18 protein-coding genes are annotated in these 20,337 nt (G+C 61.0%); 8 read left to right on the forward strand and 10 right to left on the reverse strand.

Annotated features, from left to right (window positions below; all coding sequences use genetic code 11):
* Positions 1-12 precede the first annotated feature (12 nt).
* Genes HY962_15235 through HY962_15265 form a run of 7 tightly spaced genes read right to left on the reverse strand, consistent with a single transcriptional unit; the run spans position 13 to position 7,372 of the window.
* Positions 13-609: a signal peptidase II gene (locus HY962_15235; protein ID MBI5648284.1), complete on the reverse strand. Its 597-nt coding sequence runs from the start codon at positions 607-609 to the stop codon at positions 13-15.
* Positions 610-635: 26 nt separating this feature from the next.
* A complete protein-coding gene (locus HY962_15240; GenBank protein MBI5648285.1) occupies positions 636-1,727 on the reverse strand; it encodes a TraR/DksA family transcriptional regulator in 1,092 nt (363 codons plus the stop codon).
* 36 nt (positions 1,728-1,763) lie between these two features.
* Complete coding sequence (locus tag HY962_15245; GenBank protein ID MBI5648286.1) at positions 1,764-4,958, reverse strand: isoleucine--tRNA ligase; 3,195 nt, start codon at positions 4,956-4,958, stop codon at positions 1,764-1,766.
* Between the two features lie 2 nt (positions 4,959-4,960).
* Positions 4,961-5,164, reverse strand: coding sequence for a DUF2905 family protein (locus HY962_15250; protein MBI5648287.1), 204 nt, complete (start codon positions 5,162-5,164; stop codon positions 4,961-4,963).
* Between the two features lie 49 nt (positions 5,165-5,213).
* Complete coding sequence (locus tag HY962_15255; GenBank protein MBI5648288.1) at positions 5,214-6,044, reverse strand: purine-nucleoside phosphorylase; 831 nt, start codon at positions 6,042-6,044, stop codon at positions 5,214-5,216.
* Complete coding sequence (locus tag HY962_15260) at positions 6,041-6,673, reverse strand: DivIVA domain-containing protein (GenBank protein MBI5648289.1); 633 nt, start codon at positions 6,671-6,673, stop codon at positions 6,041-6,043. Before HY962_15260 ends, HY962_15255 begins: the two co-directional genes overlap by 4 nt.
* A gap of 12 nt (positions 6,674-6,685) precedes the next feature.
* Positions 6,686-7,372 (reverse strand): YggS family pyridoxal phosphate-dependent enzyme, encoded by a 687-nt coding sequence (locus HY962_15265; GenBank protein MBI5648290.1) that lies wholly within the window; start codon positions 7,370-7,372, stop codon positions 6,686-6,688.
* Positions 7,373-7,687: 315 nt separating this feature from the next.
* Between HY962_15265 and HY962_15270 the strand changes: the two genes are divergently transcribed.
* Positions 7,688-8,653, forward strand: coding sequence for a sugar kinase (locus HY962_15270; GenBank protein ID MBI5648291.1), 966 nt, complete (start codon positions 7,688-7,690; stop codon positions 8,651-8,653).
* 7 nt (positions 8,654-8,660) lie between these two features.
* Here HY962_15270 and HY962_15275 read toward each other — a convergent pair whose 3' ends face one another.
* A complete protein-coding gene (locus tag HY962_15275) occupies positions 8,661-9,230 on the reverse strand; it encodes a leucyl/phenylalanyl-tRNA--protein transferase (GenBank protein MBI5648292.1) in 570 nt (189 codons plus the stop codon).
* Positions 9,231-9,245: 15 nt separating this feature from the next.
* Entirely contained in the window at positions 9,246-10,130 is an 885-nt protein-coding gene (locus HY962_15280) for a tyrosine-type recombinase/integrase (protein ID MBI5648293.1), read from the reverse strand.
* A 199-nt stretch (positions 10,131-10,329) separates the two neighbouring features.
* Between HY962_15280 and gyrA the strand changes: the two genes are divergently transcribed.
* The 4 genes from gyrA (at position 10,330) to HY962_15300 (ending at position 15,031) form a co-directional block, all read left to right on the forward strand.
* Positions 10,330-12,795: a DNA gyrase subunit A gene (gyrA, locus tag HY962_15285; protein MBI5648294.1), complete on the forward strand. Its 2,466-nt coding sequence runs from the start codon at positions 10,330-10,332 to the stop codon at positions 12,793-12,795.
* 272 nt (positions 12,796-13,067) lie between these two features.
* The gene (locus tag HY962_15290) at positions 13,068-13,565 is read left to right on the forward strand and encodes a hypothetical protein (GenBank protein ID MBI5648295.1); all 498 of its coding nucleotides are present in this window, start codon (positions 13,068-13,070) and stop codon (positions 13,563-13,565) included.
* 44 nt (positions 13,566-13,609) lie between these two features.
* Positions 13,610-14,023, forward strand: coding sequence for a hypothetical protein (locus HY962_15295; GenBank protein ID MBI5648296.1), 414 nt, complete (start codon positions 13,610-13,612; stop codon positions 14,021-14,023).
* 39 nt (positions 14,024-14,062) lie between these two features.
* The gene (locus tag HY962_15300) at positions 14,063-15,031 is read left to right on the forward strand and encodes a hypothetical protein (protein MBI5648297.1); all 969 of its coding nucleotides are present in this window, start codon (positions 14,063-14,065) and stop codon (positions 15,029-15,031) included.
* A 70-nt stretch (positions 15,032-15,101) separates the two neighbouring features.
* Here the strand turns inward: HY962_15300 and HY962_15305 are convergent, their stop codons facing one another.
* Complete coding sequence (locus tag HY962_15305) at positions 15,102-16,274, reverse strand: T9SS type A sorting domain-containing protein (protein ID MBI5648298.1); 1,173 nt, start codon at positions 16,272-16,274, stop codon at positions 15,102-15,104.
* Positions 16,275-16,519: 245 nt separating this feature from the next.
* Here HY962_15305 and mce point away from each other — a divergent pair, with 245 nt between their 5' ends.
* The 3 genes from mce to HY962_15320 all read left to right on the forward strand — a co-directional run bounded on the left by mce (position 16,520) and on the right by HY962_15320 (position 20,058).
* The gene (mce, locus tag HY962_15310; GenBank protein ID MBI5648299.1) at positions 16,520-16,927 is read left to right on the forward strand and encodes a methylmalonyl-CoA epimerase; all 408 of its coding nucleotides are present in this window, start codon (positions 16,520-16,522) and stop codon (positions 16,925-16,927) included.
* 144 nt (positions 16,928-17,071) lie between these two features.
* On the forward strand, positions 17,072-18,958 hold the full coding sequence (locus tag HY962_15315; protein ID MBI5648300.1) for an excinuclease ABC subunit C: 1,887 nt from the start codon (positions 17,072-17,074) through the stop codon (positions 18,956-18,958).
* Entirely contained in the window at positions 18,955-20,058 is a 1,104-nt protein-coding gene (locus HY962_15320) for a tetratricopeptide repeat protein (protein MBI5648301.1), read from the forward strand. Before HY962_15315 ends, HY962_15320 begins: the two co-directional genes overlap by 4 nt.
* The last annotated feature ends 279 nt before the right edge of the window (positions 20,059-20,337 follow it).

The raw sequence follows: 20,337 nt of genomic DNA on the forward strand, positions 1-20,337 counted from the left end.
TGCGCGGATGTGTCACGAGGAGGCGGATCCGTCGGCGCCTGTCTGCGGGGCGGGTTGCTGCGCGGCTTCCGCTGAGTGCTTCGGCTTCATTCCGAAAATGACAAGCTGCACCACGCCGATCGATACGGCCGCATCTGCGATATTGAAGATGGGCCAGAATTTGAAAGCCCCGTCGCCGAAACGCATCGTGAAGAGATCAAGATCGAGGAAGTCCACCACGTTGCCCTCGAACCACCCCGCGTACCCGTACAGAACGCCGTACAGGGATCGGTCGAGCAGATTTCCCAGTGCGCCCGCGAGTATCAGCGCGATGCCCGCGCGTATCACCAGCCGCTCATGCCGGTTCTTCCAGAGGTACCAGATCATGCCCGCGGAGGCGGCGATCGCAAACAGCGCGAGAAAGACTTTGCCGCCCACGTCGAAACCGAACGCCATGTTCGGATTCTCGATGTAGGTGATCTTGAACCAGTCGCCGAACACCGGCACGGACGATGCGTACTGCATGCCCTCGTGCGACACTCCGAGCCACGGGATGCTGAATCCCTTCACAGCCAGCTTGCTTGCCTGATCGAGAAGGAAAATGCAGAGGGTCAGATAAAGGACACGCATGGGCAAGCGGCCGGTGGAAGCCGGACTCAGTCGTTCTTCGTTTTATTCTTGCAGTTCACACACATGCGCGCATGCGGCACGGCTTCGAGACGGCCTTTCTCGATGAGATTGCCGCAGGTGATGCAGATGCCGTAGTTGCCGCTCTTGATGCGCTGCAAGGCGTCGCTCAGATGCGAGATGAACTTCCGTTCGCGCTGTGCAAAGAGGAAGGCCTTCTCGCGCTCCATCGCGTCGGTGCCCTGATCTGCCATGTGCAGGGAATACGTCGAATCGTCATCGTGGAATTCGCCGGTGGACGAATCCATGAGGCGCTCCTCGATGCTGACGAGTTCGTCGTTGGCATCGCGGATCTTGTCCATGATGATCACGCGGAAGTACTCAAGATCCTTGTCGGAGTACACACGCGGCCGGCTTGATGGCTGCGCGGCCTTCTGTTCCTCGCCCTTGGGCTTGCTCGGTATCGCGTGTTTGCCGGTGAACTTCGGCTGCTGCGGCGCGCTGACGTCCTTCTTCTGACGCCGTGTGTACTTGCGACGCGATGCGGCATCCTCGACGGGTGCGGCCGCGGGACGCGCCGCCTTTGGGGGCGCCTTCTTTTCGGGAGCGGGCTTCGCCTTCACGGCGGGTTTTGCCGCCGCCTTCTTTACCGGTGCAGGCGCCGGCTTTCTGGACTCGGCCTTCTTTGCTGGTGCCGTCTTTTTTGCCGGTGCCGTCTTCTTCGCCGGTGCCGCCTTCTTCACAGGCGCGGCTTTCTTTGCCGGCGCCGCTTTCTTCACAGGCGCGGCTTTCTTCGCCGGTGCCGTCTTCTTCGCCGGTGCCGCCTTCTTCGCCGGTGCCACCTTCTTCGCGGGTACGGCCGCCTTCGGGGCTGCCGCCTTCTTGGCCGGGACCTTGGAAACGGACGTCTTCGTCTTTTGTCCGGCGCTCGGTGCCGCCGCGGCCTTCTTCACCGGCTTCGGTGCGTCGACCGCCTTCGGAGTCGCCTTTTTTATGGTGCCGGCAGCCGAACCTGCTTTCGCCGGTTTCTTCGGCGCGGACTTTGAGGTCGATGCGGTCGAAGAGACGCGTTGTGATCCGCTCTTCGCGGCGGTCGGTTTCTGCTTCTTTATTCCTGCCATGGTGACACCCCTGGTTGGAAGGTGGGAGAATCGGGCTCAGCCCAGGACGGCGTTTGTGACGTAGACCTTGCAGGCGTACTCGTTCACGCTGATATGTTCGGCGGATGTGTCCGGAATTTCGGCCGAAAGAATTTTGATTGCGAGCGTCTCGGCTTGGATATAGTCGGCGGTACGCTGTATCGCCCCGTCCAAACGCGGCTCCGACGTCTGATACAAGATCGCAATCCTGTCGACAACTTCAAACCCGCGATCCTTGCGGAGATTTTGTATGCGGTTGACGAATTCGCGGGCGAGTCCCTCGTCGAGCAGTTCCTCGGTCAGCTCCGTGTCGAGCGCAACGACCAGATCGCCGTCGGTGCCGATGGTCAGGCCTTGAATGTCCTCATGCACCAGTTCCACCTCGTCGCGTGTCAATGTCACAGCGGTGCCGTCCACATCCACGGTGATGCTGCCCTCACGGTCGATGGTGTCGATCTCGGGCCGGGTGAAGGCCTTGATCCGGTTCACAACCGGATTCACCATCTTGCCGTATTTGGGACCGATCGCCTTGAACACGGGCTTGGCCTTTTTCACCACGAGATCCGAATCACTGTCGATGAACTCGATGCGTTTGATGTTGGTCTCGTCGCGTATCACCTCGTCCATCAAGACGATGTCGGCTTTCATCTGCTCGTCATGTGTCGCGACGATGATTTTCTCGAGCGGCTGCCGCACTTTCAGACGCGTTTTCTCGCGCAGCCCGCGCGTGAGCGACACCACGCGCTGCGCGTCGCGCATGCGCCTCTTCAGCTCGGCGTTCACGGGTCCCGGCTGCGGCAGGAGCGTAAGGTGCACCGACTCGCGCGCACCGGGCATGCCGGCGGTCAGGCGGAGGTACAGGCTGTCGGAAAGGAACGGCGCGAACGGCGCCATGAGCTGCGCCACGGTGACGAGGCATGTGTGCAGCGTCTGATACGCGGCTTCCTTGTCGCGCGACATCTCGCCCTTCCAGAAGCGCCGGCGGTTGCGCCGTACGTACCAGTTCGAAAGTTGATCCACGGTGTAATCGGCCACCGCGCGCGCCGCCGCCGTCACATCGTACGCGTCCATCTCGGTTCGGTACTCGGCGACGAGGTTGTGCAGCTCGGTCAGTATCCACTGATCGATCTCCTGACGCTCCTCGACAGGCACCTGCTCGTCCGTCGCGGTGAAGCCGTCGATGTTGGCGTACATCGCGAAGAACTGATACGTGTTGGTAAGCGCGCGGAAGAAGTTCTTCTGCACGTCCTCGATGTCCTCGGCGTTGAACTTGGTCTGGCGCCAGGGCGGACTGCTGGTGGTCAGATACCACCGTGTCGCATCGGCCCCGTAGCGCTCGATGATGGCGAAGGGATCCACCACGTTGCCAAGCCGCTTCGACATCTTCTGCCCTTCCTTGTCGAGAATCAGCTCGTTCACGATGAGACTGCGGAACGCGGGTTTGTCGAACAGTCCCACGGCGATCGCGTGCAGCGTGTAAAACCACCCGCGCGTCTGGTCGATGCCCTCACAGATGAAGTCCGCGGGGAAATTTGTCTCGAACAGCTCGCGGTTCTCGAACGGGTAGTGATACTGCGCGAAGGGCATGGCGCCTGAATCGAACCACACGTCTATCAGTTCGGGTGTGCGGCGGTAGGTGACGCCGTTCTTTTCGAAGATGATTCCGTCGACGAATGGTTTGTGCAGATCGATTTCCTCGCGCGTCGGATGGCGGCGTTCGCCGTCGCGCACGATCCATCCTTCGAGCAGTTCCTCGACGGATCCGACACAGAAGGTGTCACTGCCGTCCTCCGATACCCAGATCGGGAGCGGCGTACCCCAGTAACGATCGCGCGACAGCGCCCAGTCCTTGTTCTCCTCGAGCCAGTTGCCGAAACGGCCCGAACCGACTTCGGGCGGACACCACGTGATCTCGCCGTTCAGCTCGATCATGCGTTTGGCGTACTCGGTCGTGCGGATGTACCAACTGTCGCGGGCATAGTAGATGAGCGGATTGTCGCAGCGCCAGCAGAAGGGATACGAGTGCATGTAATCCTTCGACGAGCGGTAAATGCGGCCGCGTGCCTTCAGATGTTTCAGGATGTCGGGATCTGCGCCTTCCTCCACCTTCGAATCGAAACGGATGGTCTTGACCAGGCGCCCTGCAAAATCGGTCACCTCGTCGGTGAAGCGGCCTCCGGGTGTCACGGGAAGAATGAACGGCAGATCGTTCGCGCGCAGCATTTCGTAATCGTCCACGCCGAAGGCGGGCGCGATATGTACGACACCGGTGCCGTCGTCGGTGGTGACGAAGTCGCCGCATACCACGTAGAAGGCCTTGCGGTCGACGGGCACGTACGAGAAGAGCGGCTCGTATTCCTTGCCCGCGAGATCGGCGCCTTTCATCACGTCGAGCACCTCGACGTTCTCGCCCAGCACCGACAGGCGGTTGACGGCGATGTACAACACGCCATGCTCGGGCGTCTGGACACGCGCGTAGTCGACGTCGGGATGGACGGCGAGCGCCACGTTCGAAATAAGCGTCCACGGCGTGGTGGTCCACACGAGTATGTCGGCATCCTCGCCCCGCACGCGGAATTTGACGTACACGTTCATGTCGTTCACATCCTTGTACCCGAGCGCGAGTTCATGCGACGAAAGCGGCGTCTCGCAGTGCGGACACTGGGGAACGATCTTGAATCCCTTGTAGATAAGGCCCTTGCGATAGTACTCGCTGATCGCCCACCACACCGATTCGATGTAGTTGTTGGTGCAGGTGATGTACGCCTCGTCGAGATTGATCCAGTACCCCATGCGCTCGGTGAGCGTCTGCCATCCGTCGCGCATCTCGATGTGGTTGTACACCAGTTCCTTCGCCTTGGTGTTGAACTCGGCCACGCCGTATTTCTCGATGTCGGATTTCTGCGTGAACCCGAGTTCTTTTTCGAGAGCGATCTCCACCGGCAGGCCGTGCGTGTCCCACCCCGCCTTGCGCGTCACGCGGTACCCGTCCATGGTCTTGTAACGGCAGACGAGATCCTTCAGCGTGCGCGCCATCACGTGGTGAATGCCGGGACGTCCGTTGACGGTGGGCGGACCTTCATAAAAAGCGAAGTGCCGGGCGGGATCGCGCTCGGCGATGCTTTTTTCGAAAACCCCCTGCTCATGCCAATGCGCGAGGATGTCCTGATCGATGCCGGGATACGTGAAGGTGTCGGGGTACGGGGTGAACATGATTATTGGTCGTCTGTGCGATTCGATTTGGAAGAAATATATGTGACGAGAACGAGGAGAACGCTGAGTACGGCGCTGCTGCCCAGAGGCAGGAACAGCGAACCGTGCGGCAAGGTCAGGGTGATGTCGCCGGGCATCGAGCCCAGCACGGGAATGTATCCGAAATGCAGGCGCGCGGCGAGCACCGCGGCCGCGAGCGCGAACATGACCGTCGCAAGTTTGAGGACCGCGCCTGCGCTTTCGTCCATGTGTGGTTCACTTGGCGTGCAGACGCGCGACGACGCCGCGCATGATGGCGGTCAGTTTGGGTTCTGCCTCGTTCGCGGTGCGGATGATCGCGGGCACGTCGACGGGCTCGAGTGCGTCAGGGAAACACTCGTCGGTGACGATCGACATGCCGAGCACACGCATGCCCATGTGCACGGCGACAATGTTTTCGGGCACGGTGGACATGCCGACGACGTCGGCGCCGATGCCCCGCAAGAAGCGGTACTCCGCGCGCGTCTCGAGGTTCGGTCCGGCGACGGCGACAAAGACGCCCTTGCGCAGAGGGATGCGCGCGTCGAGCGCGACGTTTTCGGCCATCGCGATGAGGTGCCGGGAATACGGCTCGCTCATGTCGGGGAAGCGCGGACCGAGCTGGTCGTCGTTCGGACCGATGAGGGGATTGTCGCCGATGAGGTTAATATGGTCGTCGATCACCATCAGATCACCGCGGCGGAACAGCGGATTCATGCCGCCCGCGGCATTTGAAATGAGCAGCGTCTCGACGCCGAGAAATTTCATGACACGCACCGGATACGTGACCTGGCGCAGCGTGTATCCTTCGTAGTAGTGGAAGCGCCCCTGCATCGCGACAACGTCGACGCCGGCCAGCCGGCCGAAGATGAGTTTGCCGTGATGCGATTCCACCGTGGAAATCGGAAAGTGCGGTATGTCGCCGTAGTCGATGACGGTCTGTGACTCGATCTCGCCGACGAGCCCGCCCAGGCCTGTGCCGAGGATGATGCCCACGGGCGGTGTCATCGCTGTTCTGCTTCGCAGATACGCGAGTGTTTCGTCGATATGCTGGCGCAGTTCGCTCATTGGCGCCTCGGGTCTCCGGCATCGATGGTGGAGAGAATTGTGTGAAGCCGCGCCGCGCTCAGCCCCTCCGGCTTCGACAACGCGCCGGGCACTTCCGGCGTGTCAGCCACGGAGTCTCGCGCGTCGCGCTCCAATGACTGCAGGAATTCGAGCTGTGCCGCCATGATGGACTTCATGCGGGCGACCAGCGCCGCGCGGCGTGCGGAGAGCAGTTCCACTTCTTCGAGCACGCGGTCGCGTTTGGCCTGCGCCTCGTCCACGAGCCGGCGCGCGGTGCGCTCGGCGTCGCGCGTGATCAGCGCCGCTTCCTCGCGCGCGTGCGCAACAAGGCGCGTCCTCTCCTGTTCCGTGCGCTCCGTCGCCGCGGCCGCATTGTTGCGCGACTGCTCGAGCAGAGCATCCGCCGTGCCTTCCAGCCCCGCAAGCACGGCGCGCAGCCGTTCCTCGACCGCCTCGGAATCCTTCTGCTTCGACTCGAGCAGGGCGAGCCGGGCGCGAAGCACCTCGTTTTGCTGTACGAGAGACCGCACACCATCGGCCAGTTCGTCCAAAAAGGCGTGCACCGCGGCGGGTTCGTATCCGCGGAGGGATTTCTTGAACGTCTGTTCCTGGATGTGATCAGGTGTCATGGTGCGTCCCTTTCAAACGTTCGCCTGTCGTTCACCAAAAAGGGCTGTTCCGAGCCGGACGATTGTGGCGCCTTCTTCGATCGCAACCTCGTAGTCGCCCGACATGCCCATGGACAGTTGATTGATGCGCGGGTCGTTGAAACGCGCGCGGGTCTCGTCACACAAAGTCCGCAACAGACGGAACGACGGTCGCACCTGTTCCGCATCGTCAGCGGGAGCAGCGACGGTCATGAAGCCGCGGAATACGAGGCCTTCGGATCCGTGCAGTAAGTCGGCAAGCGCATACGCTTCGGTGGGATCTATCCCGTCCTTCGACGCCTCGCCGCTGGTGTTCACCTCCGCGAGCACCGAGACCGGCGCGGGCAGGCAGCGCGCCTGCCGGCGCAGTTCCTCCGCGAGGCGAAGGGAATCCACCGAATGGATCCATGCGCAATGCGGAAGTATCTGCTTCACTTTGTTCCTCTGAAGGTGGCCGATAAAATGGAACTCGTGCGGTCGCAGTGCGGGACGTTTCGCGAGGTATTCCTGCACCCTGTTTTCGCCGATCGCCGTGATGCCGGCGGCCAGCGCTGCGTTGATGTGCTCGACGCTCTGGGTTTTTGTGACCGCAAGCAGCAGCACCTCGCCCGGGAGGCGACCGGCGCGTCCGCATGCAGCGTTCACACGGAGGAGAATATTCGCGAGCTGCTGCGACACCATAAGACAGTAAATATATCCGCGGTCGGCCTCAATTCCAAGGTCGGAGCGGCTCGCGGGACGGCGGGATTGCTTTTATTCGGAGTGTTTTTGATTTTTTCATAAATGCCCGTACATTAATAGCTGTTATTGTCTCTGTGCAGTGCCGGTGCGCTCCCGGTGTGCAGCCGCGCTGGCCGCGGAGCGACAATCCCTCCACTCCACGCCCTCCTTTCAAGCACCGCCCACCGGATTGGCGGCATAGGTTTGAATCCAGGACGAGCCGATCGTGTGCCGCACTTCTGAAACTATAGGATTCCGAAAGGAGCTTCGCCACCGATGAGCGTTCAATCATTCCTCCCTCCCGTTCAGTACGATGTCACTGCCGTGGGCGACGCCTTCGTGGAGCTCCGCGCGCACGACGCGTCACTGCCGGAGGCTGCCTCGTTCGAGCGGCACATTGCCGGTTCCGCCGCACATGTGGCCATTTACGCGGCGATGCTGGGCGGACGCAGCGCGTGTGTCGCGTCTGTCGGTGCCGACGCGCTGGGCACGTTCGTGCAAAACACGTTGCGCCAGTACAAGGTCAATGTCAGCGGCCTGCAGTTCTCGCGCGAACAGCCCACCAGCCTGCTCTTCAGTGCGCGCGCAGGTCGCGCCATACAGACAACATATTACAGGCTGTCCGACTGGCAATTACATAACACGAAAGAGCACGTGCTTCTTGCGCAGGGATCGAAGTTCGTGCACGGTTCGGGATTTACTCTGTGGAAACATCCCGGCCGGCACAGCGTCTTCGAAATCCTGCGCCTGGCAAAAAAATCAGCGTGCACCACGGTTCTGCAGCCGTATTACGAGCCGGCGCTGTGGCGCGATCATGATGACGCCCTCGCGACGATTAAAAAAACGCTGCAGTTCGCGGATATCGCCACACCGACCATCGACGACGCCGAACATCTTTTCGGCCGTTCGACGCGCGAGGACTATCTGAAGAAGTACCACGATCTCGGCGTTGACACGGTTATCCTCACCATGGGCAAGGACGGCTGTCTCATTTCAGAAGACGGCGAGGTCAGTGCCGTGCCGGCGATCGACGCACCGGTGGTGGATCCGTCGGGTGTGCACGAGGCCTGGCACGCCGGGCTGTACATCGCAATGTCGGAAGGGTACGGACTTGCGCAGTCCACACAATTCGCGAACGCGGTCGCCGCGTGTGTACTCCGTCAGAACGGGCCCCTGGTTGTGCTTCCCAGCGTGGATCGTATAGCGGAAGAATTTCTCGGCCGTTCCTTCGACGCGCTCTGAGAACCATTCACGGGTAGAATGTGACGGGCAGCCCGCGCGCTTCGCGCAGGCGCTCAAGATATTCCTCGCGCGGGATCTCCCGTCCGCCGAATCTCTCGAGGTGCGGCGTTGTCCATTGTGTGTCGAGCAAAATGAACCCGCGCGCCCGCAGCCGCGCGACCAAAGCGACAAGGGCCGCCTTCGAGGCGTCGCGCACACGTGTAAACATTGACTCGCCGAAAAACGCCCCGCCGATGGCCACACCGTACAGCCCTCCGGCCAGCGCCCCGTCCGTCCACGCCTCCACCGAGTGTGCAAAACCGCGTGTGTGCAGGTTGCGATAAACGACTTCGATCTCGCGCGTGATCCACGTTTCCTCGCGCGCGGCGCACGCGCGAATCACCTCGTCGAAGGCGGTGTTCACGCGTATGTCGAAGCGGCCGCTTCGCAGGATCCGCGCAAGCGTCTTAGGCACATGGAAAGTGTCGAGGTCCAGTATGCCGCGCGGGTCGGGGCTGTAGAGCGATATCGAACCGTCTTCCTCTCCCATCGGAAAGATGCCCTCGCTGTACCACGCAAGAAGTGTCGCGGCGGGAATGCGCACGGTCGCTCCTCAGAAGGGAAAATCTTCGGTGCGGATCTTCTCGAGCAGACGGATGTGGTTCTTGATCGAGGTGACACCGAGGGCGCGCTTCACCGCGTCGTGCGTTTCGCCGTGGATCAGCATCTGCAGGGCGAAGGTGTTGCGAAGCATCATCGGAGTCACGTTGGGCACGCCGGCGTCGCGGCCCACGCGCTTCACGATGGCGTCCACCGCCTGCTGCGACAGGGGTTCGCCGTCGCGATGCAGGAAAAGCGGTTCCGCCCTGCGTCTGCGCGACAGCACCGCGGTGCCGCGTCGCTTCAGGTACTGACGCAGCGCCGCCTGCGTGCGGGTGCTCAACTGCGCAAAACGCACGGTCTTGCGGCGCTGGCCGCGGATAAAAAGGCGGCCGACACGCGGCGTCAGGTGCAGATCGCCGATGGTGAGGCCGCAGATCTCGCCGCTGCGCAGGCCCGCGTGCAGAAGAAGCAGGATGATCGCCGTCTCCATGGGACGCGCGGACTGTTCCGATTGACGGACGAGCAGCAGCGCGTCCTTTCGCGCGAGCACGGTCGGGATCTGCGGCTCCGACGGCAGGCCAAGCACGGTCACCACGGGATTTCCCACGGCCCAGCCGCTCTCGATCGAGAACTCGAAGAATTGCCGCAGCGAGGTGATGCGCCGGTTCACCGAGGCCAGCGACGACTTGCGCGTCAGGAGAAAACCGCGAAAGTCGATCACGTCGCCGCGTGTGATGTCGGCGATCGTGAATCCGTCACCGGCGGTGTTCACGTACCACTTGAAGAATTGCTGGATGTCGTTCGCGTACGAACGCACCGTGTTCGGATTCTTCCCTTTCTTCTCCAGGTGTCGCTGGAAAAGCTGTATGGTTTTCTGTATGTCCGCGGCCGTCATTGCGATCCGTGTTGCAATCGTTCCAAGTCTCAAAATGTACTTGGCGCGGAACCGAAAACAAAATCGACGGCTGCGGCGAAATCGCGCCCGCCGCGGCACACGACCGACACACGTGCAATGCCTGCACCGCTTTTACGCTCACGGAGAATTTCGTACTTTTCCATGATTTGAAACTTTCACCCCCGATTCGCGGATCAGAATGTCAACGCCAGTAGAAAAAATATTTCCGGTCAGCATCGAAGAGGAACTGAAAAATTCCTACATCGATTACTCCATGTCGGTCATCGTCGCGCGCGCACTTCCCGATGTGCGCGACGGTCTCAAGCCCGTGCACAGGCGCATCCTGTACGGCATGAGCGAACTCGGCGTGGGTCCGACACGCCCGTACAAGAAGTCGGCGCGTATCGTCGGCGAAGTGCTCGGCAAGTACCATCCGCACGGCGACTCGGCGGTGTACGACGCGATGGTGCGCATGGTGCAGGACTTCTCGCTCCGTTATCCTCTCGTGCAGGGCCAGGGCAACTACGGCTCGGTCGACGGCGATTCCGCCGCGGCCATGCGATACACCGAGGCGCGCCTCGCGCCCATCGCCATGGAAATGCTGCGCGATCTCGAGAAGGACACGGTCGACTTCACGACCAACTTCGACGAGTCGCTGCAGGAACCCACGGTCATGCCCGCGCTGCTGCCGAACCTGCTCGTCAACGGCGCCAACGGCATCGCGGTCGGCATGGCGACCAACATCCCGCCGCACAATCTCGGCGAGATCGTCGACGGTCTTCTCGCGCTGATCGAGAATCCCGAGCTTCCGCCCGAACAACTGATGCAGCATGTAAAGGCGCCCGATTTCCCGACAGGCGGCATCATCTTCGGATATCAGGGAGTGCAGGATGCGTATCTCACGGGACGCGGCCGCATCCTCGTCCGCGCGCGCGCCAACATCGAGACGCAGAAAAACGGCCGCGAAAACATCATCGTCACCGAACTCCCCTATCAGGTCAACAAGGCGAATCTCATCGAGAAGATGGCCGAGCTGGTGAAGGAAGGCAAGCTCGAGGGCATCACGAATATCCGTGACGAGTCCGACCGCGACGGCATGCGTGTGGTGATCGAGATCAAGCGCGACGGGAGTCCCGACGTCGTTCTGAACAATCTCTACAAACACACGTCGATGCAGGTCACCTTCGGCGCGATTCTGCTCGCGCTTGTCGACGGCCGTCCCAAGGTGCTGTCGCTGCGCGAGATGATGCGGCACTTCCTCGATTTCCGCCACGACGTTGTGGTGCGCCGCACGAAGTTCGAACTGGCCGAGGCCGAGCGTCGCGCGCACATTCTCGAGGGTTACATCATCGCTCTCGACAACATCGACGAGGTGATCGAGACGATTAAAAAATCGCGTGATGTCGACACCGCCCGCGCGAACCTCATGCGCAAGTTCAAACTGAGCGAGATCCAGGCGAAGGCCATCCTCGACATGCGCCTGCAGCGTCTAACCGGACTCGAGCGCAAAAAGATCGAGGACGAGTACAAGGAAACGATTCAGACCATCGCGCGCCTGCGCGGTCTGCTCGAGAACGAGACGCTGCGCTGGCGCCTCATCGCCGACGAGTTGCGCGTGCTGAAGGACAAGTACGCCGATCCGCGCCGCACCGAGATCGTCTACGACTACGCCGATTTCCGCCTCGAGGACATGATCGCCGAAGAGGACGTGGTGGTCACCATCACGCATCAGGGCTTCATCAAGCGCACGCCGGTCAGCGCGTACCGCAGGCAGGGCCGGGGCGGCAAGGGTGTGTCGGGCGCCGCCTCGCGCGAGGACGATTTTATCGAGCACATGTTTGTCGCCTCGACGCACCATTACATTCTGTTCTTCACCAACAGGGGCCGCTGCCTCTGGCTCAAGGTGTTCGCCCTTCCCGAGGGCGCGCGCAACGCGCGCGGCCGCGCGATTGTGAACCTCGTCAACATCCAGAAAGACGAGCGCATCTCGGCGTTTGTCACCGTGCGCGAATTCGACGACACGCACTATATCGTCATGGTCACCAGCGAGGGTACGGTGAAAAAGACCGTGCTTTCGGCCTACGGGAATCCGCGCACCACGGGTATCATCGCCATATCGCTCAACAGCGGCGACGAACTCGTCGAGGCGAAGATCACGGACGGGTCCAGTGACGTCCTTATCGCGACGCAGCAGGGCCAGGCGATACGTTTCAACGAAAGCGACGTGCGCGACATGGGCCGCAACGCCACGGGTGTGCGCGGCATCGCCCTCAATCCCGACGACCGCGTCATCGGCATGATTCTCGCGCGCTCGAACACACACGTGCTTGTCGTGAGCGACAACGGCTACGGAAAACGCAGCGACGTGTCGGCGTACCGCTTCACGCGGCGCGGCGGCAAGGGCGTCATCACCATGAACATCACGGCGAAGACGGGCCGTGTTATCACGGTCAAGGAAGTGACGGATCAGGACGACCTCGTCATCATCACCGTCAAAGGCATGGTCATTCGCCAGCACGTGCGCGACATCCGCGTCATGAGCAGAAACACACAGGGCGTGCGGCTGATCAACCTCAAGGAAGGCGACACCATCGCCGATGTCGCCCGCGTCAACATGGAAGAGGATATCGACGGCGAGGACCTGGCGGACACGGCAACCGTGTGACTATGATGTAGCGGCTCCGGGCGGGATGAGGGTCTCGTTTCCCGCTTCGGAGCGCTCCGGAAACGCTGGAAGCGTGTGGCACAATTCCAGAAAATTCCGAGCAATTACTATGATACCTATTGACTTTTACCGGCTTCATCTCTAGTTTCGCGTTAAGGTATCCATCGTCCCGCTCAATTTTTACCGCATTTGACACCACGCCGCGGACGGGGCGCGACGCTGACAGGATTCCGGTTTTTTGTTGGACGCACGTGAAACCACACGAGAGGTGTATGATCAAGCCGCTGTTGAAGGTAATTGCCGCAGGCGCCTGTGCGCTGTGCGCGCTTGTGTCCGCCTCTGCACAAGACGGCTCGATTGAGCAGTCGTGGGGTCGAGCGGCGAAGGAAAAGTCGTCCCAGTCGGTGGAGCCATTCAAGCCGGCGCCCCAGCGCGAGGTCTATCCCAGTTGGGAGCGCGGCCGGACGCAGGAGAGTAAAACCTGGCGGTACGCGGATCCCGCGAAGCCGGGTATCGACATGTACAGCAACAACCGCGTGCTCATCGATTCGCTCACGAACCTGTTCTGCCTGCCGAGCAGCTACATCCGCTCCCTGCACATGCGCAACGATCTTGCGCGCGGCACGGTGGCGCCGCAGCGCCCGTCGTCGGATTTCCAGTACAGGAATCTGGGCGCGCAGGAGCGCGCGCCGGGCTCATCGAACGACACACTTGACCAGTTGAACCGCGAACTTCTCCGACTGCTCGAGCAGTGCATTTACGGCAACTGAATCCTCCGACACACGACAACTGACTCACTATCAGGAGCTCACAAATGAAACGGATTGTCCTCCCGGTCCTTCTGATCCTCGGCGCGCTCGGGCTGTTTTCCGGGTGTACCGGTCCTCTGCCGGATTCCGAAACCAACGGGTGGATCACGTACGAAGTGCGTGACGGCCTTTCCTACAACGAGGCATGGATGATCGTGGTCGACGCCCTGCTCACGCGCGGCTACCAGTTCGAGACCCTCTCGAAAGACGACGGCTACATGAAGACCGAGTTCTATCACGAACTCGTCGAGTCGCAGGGCGTGGAGGCACGCACGCGTATCTCGATCAAATTTACATACGGCCGACGCACCGTGCGCATGAAGGTGGACGAGGAATATATCGTGGGCTACAAGCAGCCCGGCGTGGATATTCCGAGGATCGCCGATCTGAAGGTCGAATTGCGCGACCGCTTGTTGTAAGAACCGGCTTCCTTCCATTCCACCGCACGCGGAGGACACATGAACATCGTTCACAGGCCTGAACGGCCGGCACGCGTATTGCGCCTGCGCCTCGCCGCGCTCGCATTCGCCGCTGCGTTTTCGGCGCTCGCGCCGGCGGCTCTCGCGCAGATGCCCGTCGATATCGCGCGCGGACCCATCTCCGATTTCGGGCGCGATCTCACCAGCAGGCGTATTTCGATCTACGGCGTCGCCCTCGGGATGTCCTGGGGCGAAGCGCGCAGCATACTCGACAGGGCGAGCATTCCGTATATTTTCCAGAAGGGCACCGCTCCTGTCGTGTACCTTCCCCCGCAGAACTCCAGCTTCTATTTCGTCCTGAACCCGAGTTCCTACGACGTGATCGAAATGGGCATCATCGGTCCCGGCGAGCTCCCCGTCGAAAATCAGTACCTCTTCGACGCGCAGCGCTGGCGCCTGACCACCGCCCGCGTACAGTTCTTCGGCACGGAAGGCGAATTCATCATCAACGAGGAAGGCGAATCGTACAACTTCCCCTTCCAGGGTTTTGTGCTCAAGTACCTCACTCCCGGATCCTTCCGTTTTGTGATGGTGCTGCCGACAAACAAACCGCTGTTGCGCGAAGCACCGCCCACGCCGAAGGCCGACGTCCGCATCGAGCCCGAGAGAACTTCGCCGCCACCCGCACGTGTGCAGGAGACGCCTCCGCCGCCCGCCGGCACGCCGCTCGATGCCTGGATCGACGCCTTCGCCAAGGCGCGCGCGCAGTTCGAGAACCGCGACTACACGGGGGCTCTCGACGCCTTCGCGGAAATCGCCAAACACGCACCCGATGCGCTTCTGCGTGTGCGCTCCACCTATTGGATGGGCGAAAGCAATTTCCAGCTCGGTCAGTTCAAGGCCGCCCTGCAGAACTTCCAGACCGTTCTGAAAGAAACCGATATCGAAACCCTTCGTTCACCCGCCAAACTCATGTCGGAGAAATGCCGGCGTGCGATGAAGGGCTGACAACACGCAGTTTTAATCAACACAAAGGGCGCTCGCGAGAGCGCCCTTTGTGTTGAATATGATCCCCGTTCTACCGCTGGATGAGAAGGCGGCGGACGTGCACCGCATCACCCCCGCGGAACACGAGGAAATACACTCCCGGCGGCATGCCGCTTGTCGGATAATGAAAGATCGTCGCGCCGTCGCCGAGCGTGCCGTCGAACACGGTGCCGATGAACCGCCCAAGGCCGTCATAGAGGGCCGCGAAACAGTGACCGCCTCCGGGCATGCTGACAGGGATCGACAGCATGGCATTCGCCGGCTGTGGGTACATCGAACCGATTTCGAGTTGAGCGAACGCCGGCGTGTCCTCGCGACCCGCCACCCATGTGAGCAGTCGTCCTGCACCGTAATATGTTGGGCCAATCACATACCAACTGTATTCGTTCTCTACCAGGCCCACTCCACGCACGTATTTCCATCTGAAATCATCTCCTCGGTCGTACGACCAGGCGTAGACAACCAGTGTGTCGGGGGGATGGTGCGCGATCGAATCCGGCACGGGAACGAAGCGCAGACACCGTTGACGGGCGTTGTCGCTGTAGGCGGAATATCTGCTCCCGCTGATGGCCAGCTCGGGCCGACCAGTGGGAGGGCTTGGCGTCCAGAGAAAAAATCTGAGCACTGAATCCACGGTTGAAATCACACACTCGTCTTCCTTCGAGAGCCTGATCCAGGAGAGCGTATCCCGCACCGTGCGCGTACTGCTGATATGCTCGCGCAGGCGATACATCGTTGCCCCTGCACTGTCGACCACAGCACCCACCGTCATATCGATATCGATGGTGTCATGACCGAACATACCGGCGAATTGCGAGGAAGCAAGGTGCCGGTACTTGTACATCACGCCAGGGCGTGGACACATGTACTCCCACAGATCGATGTGCGCCGCGGGCAGCGCTTCGGCAAGATCGCTCTCGAGTGTGTCGAGCGTCGCACCGGCCGAGTCGCGTACGATGAGGGTGTACTGGTACAGATGCCCGATCTGCACGTCCGTGTCCCAGAATGCACGGTCCGGCGCGACGGCGATCCATACCGAATCCCCGTCGGGAGCAACAGCCGAGTGACGGCGTATCTCGACGGACGTCCATCGAAAATCTTTCTCGAATCCCCATACAACCTGCAGCCGCGCGACCGACGCGCTGCTGCGCGAAGCCACGCGCACCCATCGGTTCGAATCCGCCGCCATGGGCTGTGCGGACACAGAAATCTGCTCGGCCACTGCGTACAGACAAAAAACACACACCGACACTACCATGCACGAACATCTTTTCATAGCACACTCCAATACGGGAACGTAGAAAAATAAAACACCGCGTCAAAACCTGTCGCGAGCGCATTGCTGCCCGCCGCTTTTCCAACACGCGCAACCGCCAAAGCGCCTTTTTCTCCCGTGCAAAATCTCGTACTTTTCATGGACATACCGCACCTTTCACAATCGCACACATCATGATTACCCGCATCGCACACATCGGACTCGCCGTCAAGGATCTCGGATCCGCACAAACCGTTTTTGAAACCCTGCTTGGTTCACACGCCTCGCATGTGCAGCGCGTCGAAGAGCAGAAAGTCGACGTCTCGAGTTTCCATATCGACGACACCAACATCGAACTCACCTGCGGCATCTCGCCCGACTCTCCCATCTCGAAATTCATCGAGAAACGTGGCGAGGGCATACATCACATTGCTTTCGAGACCGACGACATACACGCGGAACTCGCGCGCCTCAAGGCCGCGGGCGTCGCGCTCATCGATCAGGAGCCGCGTATGGGGGCCGACAATTATCTCGTGGCCTTCATCCATCCAAAGGCGGCGAACGGTGTGCTCGTCGAAATCAGCCAGAAGGCCGGCGGCTGAGCCAACAGCGGCACAGCATGCTCCAGAGATGAACCACGTCCCGTGAGTGCCGAGAGTACAACGCCGGATCAGCGGGAAGAGACCGCACACACGCAGGACACGACGACCTCCGTCGACACCGGCGGCGGAGGGGACGGAGTCCGCGTGCTCCCCGATCCCCTGCCCGCCAAACTCGAACACCTGCCCGCGACGCCCGGCGTCTATTTATTCCGCAACACGCGCGGCGAGGTGATCTATGTCGGCAAGGCCAAAAGCCTCCGGCCGCGCGTGCGCTCGTATTTCCACGAGCGGGGTCCGGTGGACGCAAAAAAGGATGTCCTTGTCTCAAAAATCGCCGACCTCGACGTGCTCGTCACCGATTCGGAAGTCGAGGCGCTGCTGCTCGAGAACAATCTGATCAAGGAGCACAATCCGCGCTACAACATCCGGTTGAAGGACGATAAAAGTTATCCGTACATCGTGGTGACGAACGAACCGTATCCGCGGGTGTTTCCGACACGTGTCGTGCGCCGCGACGGCTCGCGCTACTACGGCCCGTACAGCGACGTGAAGGCGATGCATCTCATGCTGCGCACCATCCGCGGCATCTTTCCCATCCGCAGTTGCGACTACCACCTCGACGACGAGATCGTCGAACGGCGCAAGGTGGCACTGTGCCTCGACTACCACATACAGAAGTGCGAGGGGCCCTGCCAGGCGCTTGTGGCGCGTGAAGACTACGCGGCGATGATCGCGCAGGTCGAGCAGCTTCTGAAGGGTAAAACACGCGCCTTGCGCGGTCTGCTCGAGGACGAGATGACGCGCTGCGCCGAGGCACTGGCGTTCGAGAAGGCGGCCGCGCTGCGCAACCGTATCATGGCGCTGCAGAAGTATCAGGACCGCCAGAAGGTCGCTATGGCCGACTTCTCCGACCGCGACCTGCTCGCCGTCGCATCGTCGGGTCCCGATGCAGTGGGTTTGGTGTTCCGCGTGCGCGACGGCAAAATCGTCGGCAAACAGCACTATACCTTCACCGGCGCCGAGTACGAAAGCGACGAGGAAATCCTCGAGCACGTGTTCCAGACTTACTACGGCACCACTCTCGACATTCCTCCCGAAGTCCTGCTTCCGTCCGAGACCGAAAACCTCGACGGCCTGCTCGCCTGGGTCCGCACACGCGCCGGTATGGCTGTGACGGCCTCTGTGCCCAAAATCGGGGACAAGGCCAAGCTCATGCGCATGTGCGCAGCCAACGCGCGTTTCCTGCTCGACGAGCTGTTGGTGCAGAAGTACAAGAGCGACGCGTTTACTCCCAAGTCCGTCACCGCCCTGCAAAAGGATCTGCGCCTGCACACAGCGCCGCGGCGTATCGAGTGTTTCGACATCTCGCATTTTCAGGGCGCGGAAACGGTGGCGTCGATGGTCTCCTTCCTCGATGGCAAGGCCAGAAAAAGCGAATATCGGAAGTACAAGATCGAAACGGTGGAAGGAGTCGATGATTTTGCGAGCATGCGCGAAGTGGTACGTCGCCGCTACACGCGTGTGCTGGAGGAAAAACACCCGCTCCCCGACCTCATCGTCATCGACGGTGGAAAGGGGCAGTTGTCGAGCGCGGTGGAGGTCCTTCGCGAACTCGGACTTGCATCGCAGCCCGTGATCGGTCTCGCAAAACGCCTCGAGGAGGTCTTTGTGCCGGGCGACAGTCTGCCGCTCAACATCCCCAAGACCTCGCCCGGACTCGCGCTTCTGCAGCGTGTGCGCGACGAGGCGCACCGCTTCGCCGTCACATACCATCGCGCGCGCAGGAGCAAGGCGACATTGCAGACGGAACTCGAGGAGATCGACGGCGTGGGCACCGCGCGCGCACGCGACCTGCTCGAGAAACTCGGCTCCGTGCGGGCCGTCGAACAGGCCTCGCTCGAGGATATCGCCGCAGTCGTCGGTTGGAGCGCCGCGCGAAACGTCCATGTCTTTTTTCACCCAGACGAGGACCCGGACGCGGGCCTCGACTCAGCAGCTTCGCTCGCCGAAGACGAAAGGCCGGAGTCATGAAGTCGATCGCGCACACTGTGACGACGCGCGAACACATCCCGGCGCGCCTGCGGAACATTCCGACAAGGCCGCGCCCCCTGTTCATGGTCGTACTGCTCGCGGGGTTTGTATTCCCTTGCGCGGCACAGCGCCTCGACGATCCGCGCGTGACGGAACTCGTCAAGCGCGGCATTGAGATGGCGGGACACCAGCGCTACAGCGAGGCGCGCGCCATCTTCGACGAGGTTATACGGACTGCGCCCGAGCATCCAGCCGGATATCTCAACAAGGCGATCCTCCTGGAGGTGATGTCCCTGGACTTTGAAACACCCGTTCCTCAACCGGAATTCGACCGGCTGCTCGAGAAGACCGAATCCCTCTGTGAACGAATCCTCGAAAAAAACGAACGCTCGGTCGACGGACTCTATTTCATGGGCATGGTGCACAGCTATATCGCGTATTACAAGTTTCGCGACGGCGAGAACTGGTTGAGCGGGCTGCGGCACGGCTTTATCGCGAACGGGTACCTCGAGGACTGTCTCGCTTTGCATCCAGGGCACCTCGACGCGCTGACATCGCTTGGCACGTACAAGTACTGGAAGAGCAAAAAAATGTCATTTCTGACCTGGACACCCTTTGTCGACGACGAATCGATCGCGGGCATCGACTACCTCCGTCTCGCGGAACGTGCCCCGACCACAGGCGCCCAGGCCTCGAATTCCCTCATCTGGATCTACATCGAGGAGGAGAGGTTTACGGACGCGATTCGCACCGCTCAGACTGTGCTGCGCAAATATCCGGCAAACCGGCTTTTTCTGTGGGGACTGGCTTCAGCCGCGGAGCGGAAGGGTGACCTGCGCCTGGCCATCGAGGCCTACCGGCGAATTCTCGCGAGTATCGACAAGGAGGTGCTGGAGCGCCGGTACATTGAAATCCAGGCCCGCGCGAAAATTGCGCGGCATTCCTTCCAGATTGGTGAAAAGGACGTGGCAGCGACCGAATGCGCATGGGTCCTTGCCAATGCACGGGTCAATTCCGCCGAATTTACACCCGACGGAGCGTCGCGTATTAAAAAGCGCGTAGCCGATATGGAAAAACTTCGGACCGAGCTAAAAAAATAATCCGAGGAATTCAGCAAATGATCGCCGATGCGCCTATTTGGGAGTATAGGGATCTCTTAAAAGATGCGGTTGCACGACGACACTCTCTCGCGCAACCGCATCTCCATTGCCGCGTGTCCAGAAAAACCGTCAAAGATGCCACCGGTGCCACCGCATGAGCAGGCGTCCCTCGCCGTATTCACGTTGCGTACGGGCCGTGTCACTCTCGAGCGCGGCGCCGCGGCGTGTGTCCGGTTATGGACGCAACGGAACATTTCCCCTTCATCCAATGGTTCTTCC

The sequence above is a fragment of the Ignavibacteriota bacterium genome (assembly GCA_016218045.1).
Lineage (GTDB): Bacteria > Bacteroidota > Ignavibacteria > SZUA-365 > SZUA-365 > JACRFB01.

Coding starts and splice junctions, on each gene's coding strand:
- gyrA (MBI5648294.1), top strand. CDS start 10,330: ATGTCAACGCCAGTAGAAAAAATATTTCCGGTCAGCATCGAAGAGGAA.
- HY962_15280 (MBI5648293.1), bottom strand. CDS start 10,130: ATGACGGCCGCGGACATACAGAAAACCATACAGCTTTTCCAGCGACAC.
- HY962_15245 (MBI5648286.1), bottom strand. CDS start 4,958: ATGTTCACCCCGTACCCCGACACCTTCACGTATCCCGGCATCGATCAG.
- HY962_15300 (MBI5648297.1), top strand. CDS start 14,063: ATGAACATCGTTCACAGGCCTGAACGGCCGGCACGCGTATTGCGCCTG.
- HY962_15250 (MBI5648287.1), bottom strand. CDS start 5,164: ATGTTCGCGCTCGCGGCCGCGGTGCTCGCCGCGCGCCTGCATTTCGGA.
- HY962_15255 (MBI5648288.1), bottom strand. CDS start 6,044: ATGAGCGAACTGCGCCAGCATATCGACGAAACACTCGCGTATCTGCGA.
- HY962_15320 (MBI5648301.1), top strand. CDS start 18,955: ATGAAGTCGATCGCGCACACTGTGACGACGCGCGAACACATCCCGGCG.
- HY962_15265 (MBI5648290.1), bottom strand. CDS start 7,372: ATGGTGTCGCAGCAGCTCGCGAATATTCTCCTCCGTGTGAACGCTGCA.
- HY962_15235 (MBI5648284.1), bottom strand. CDS start 609: ATGCGTGTCCTTTATCTGACCCTCTGCATTTTCCTTCTCGATCAGGCA.
- HY962_15290 (MBI5648295.1), top strand. CDS start 13,068: ATGATCAAGCCGCTGTTGAAGGTAATTGCCGCAGGCGCCTGTGCGCTG.
- HY962_15260 (MBI5648289.1), bottom strand. CDS start 6,673: ATGACACCTGATCACATCCAGGAACAGACGTTCAAGAAATCCCTCCGC.
- mce (MBI5648299.1), top strand. CDS start 16,520: ATGATTACCCGCATCGCACACATCGGACTCGCCGTCAAGGATCTCGGA.
- HY962_15270 (MBI5648291.1), top strand. CDS start 7,688: ATGAGCGTTCAATCATTCCTCCCTCCCGTTCAGTACGATGTCACTGCC.
- HY962_15295 (MBI5648296.1), top strand. CDS start 13,610: ATGAAACGGATTGTCCTCCCGGTCCTTCTGATCCTCGGCGCGCTCGGG.
- HY962_15240 (MBI5648285.1), bottom strand. CDS start 1,727: ATGGCAGGAATAAAGAAGCAGAAACCGACCGCCGCGAAGAGCGGATCA.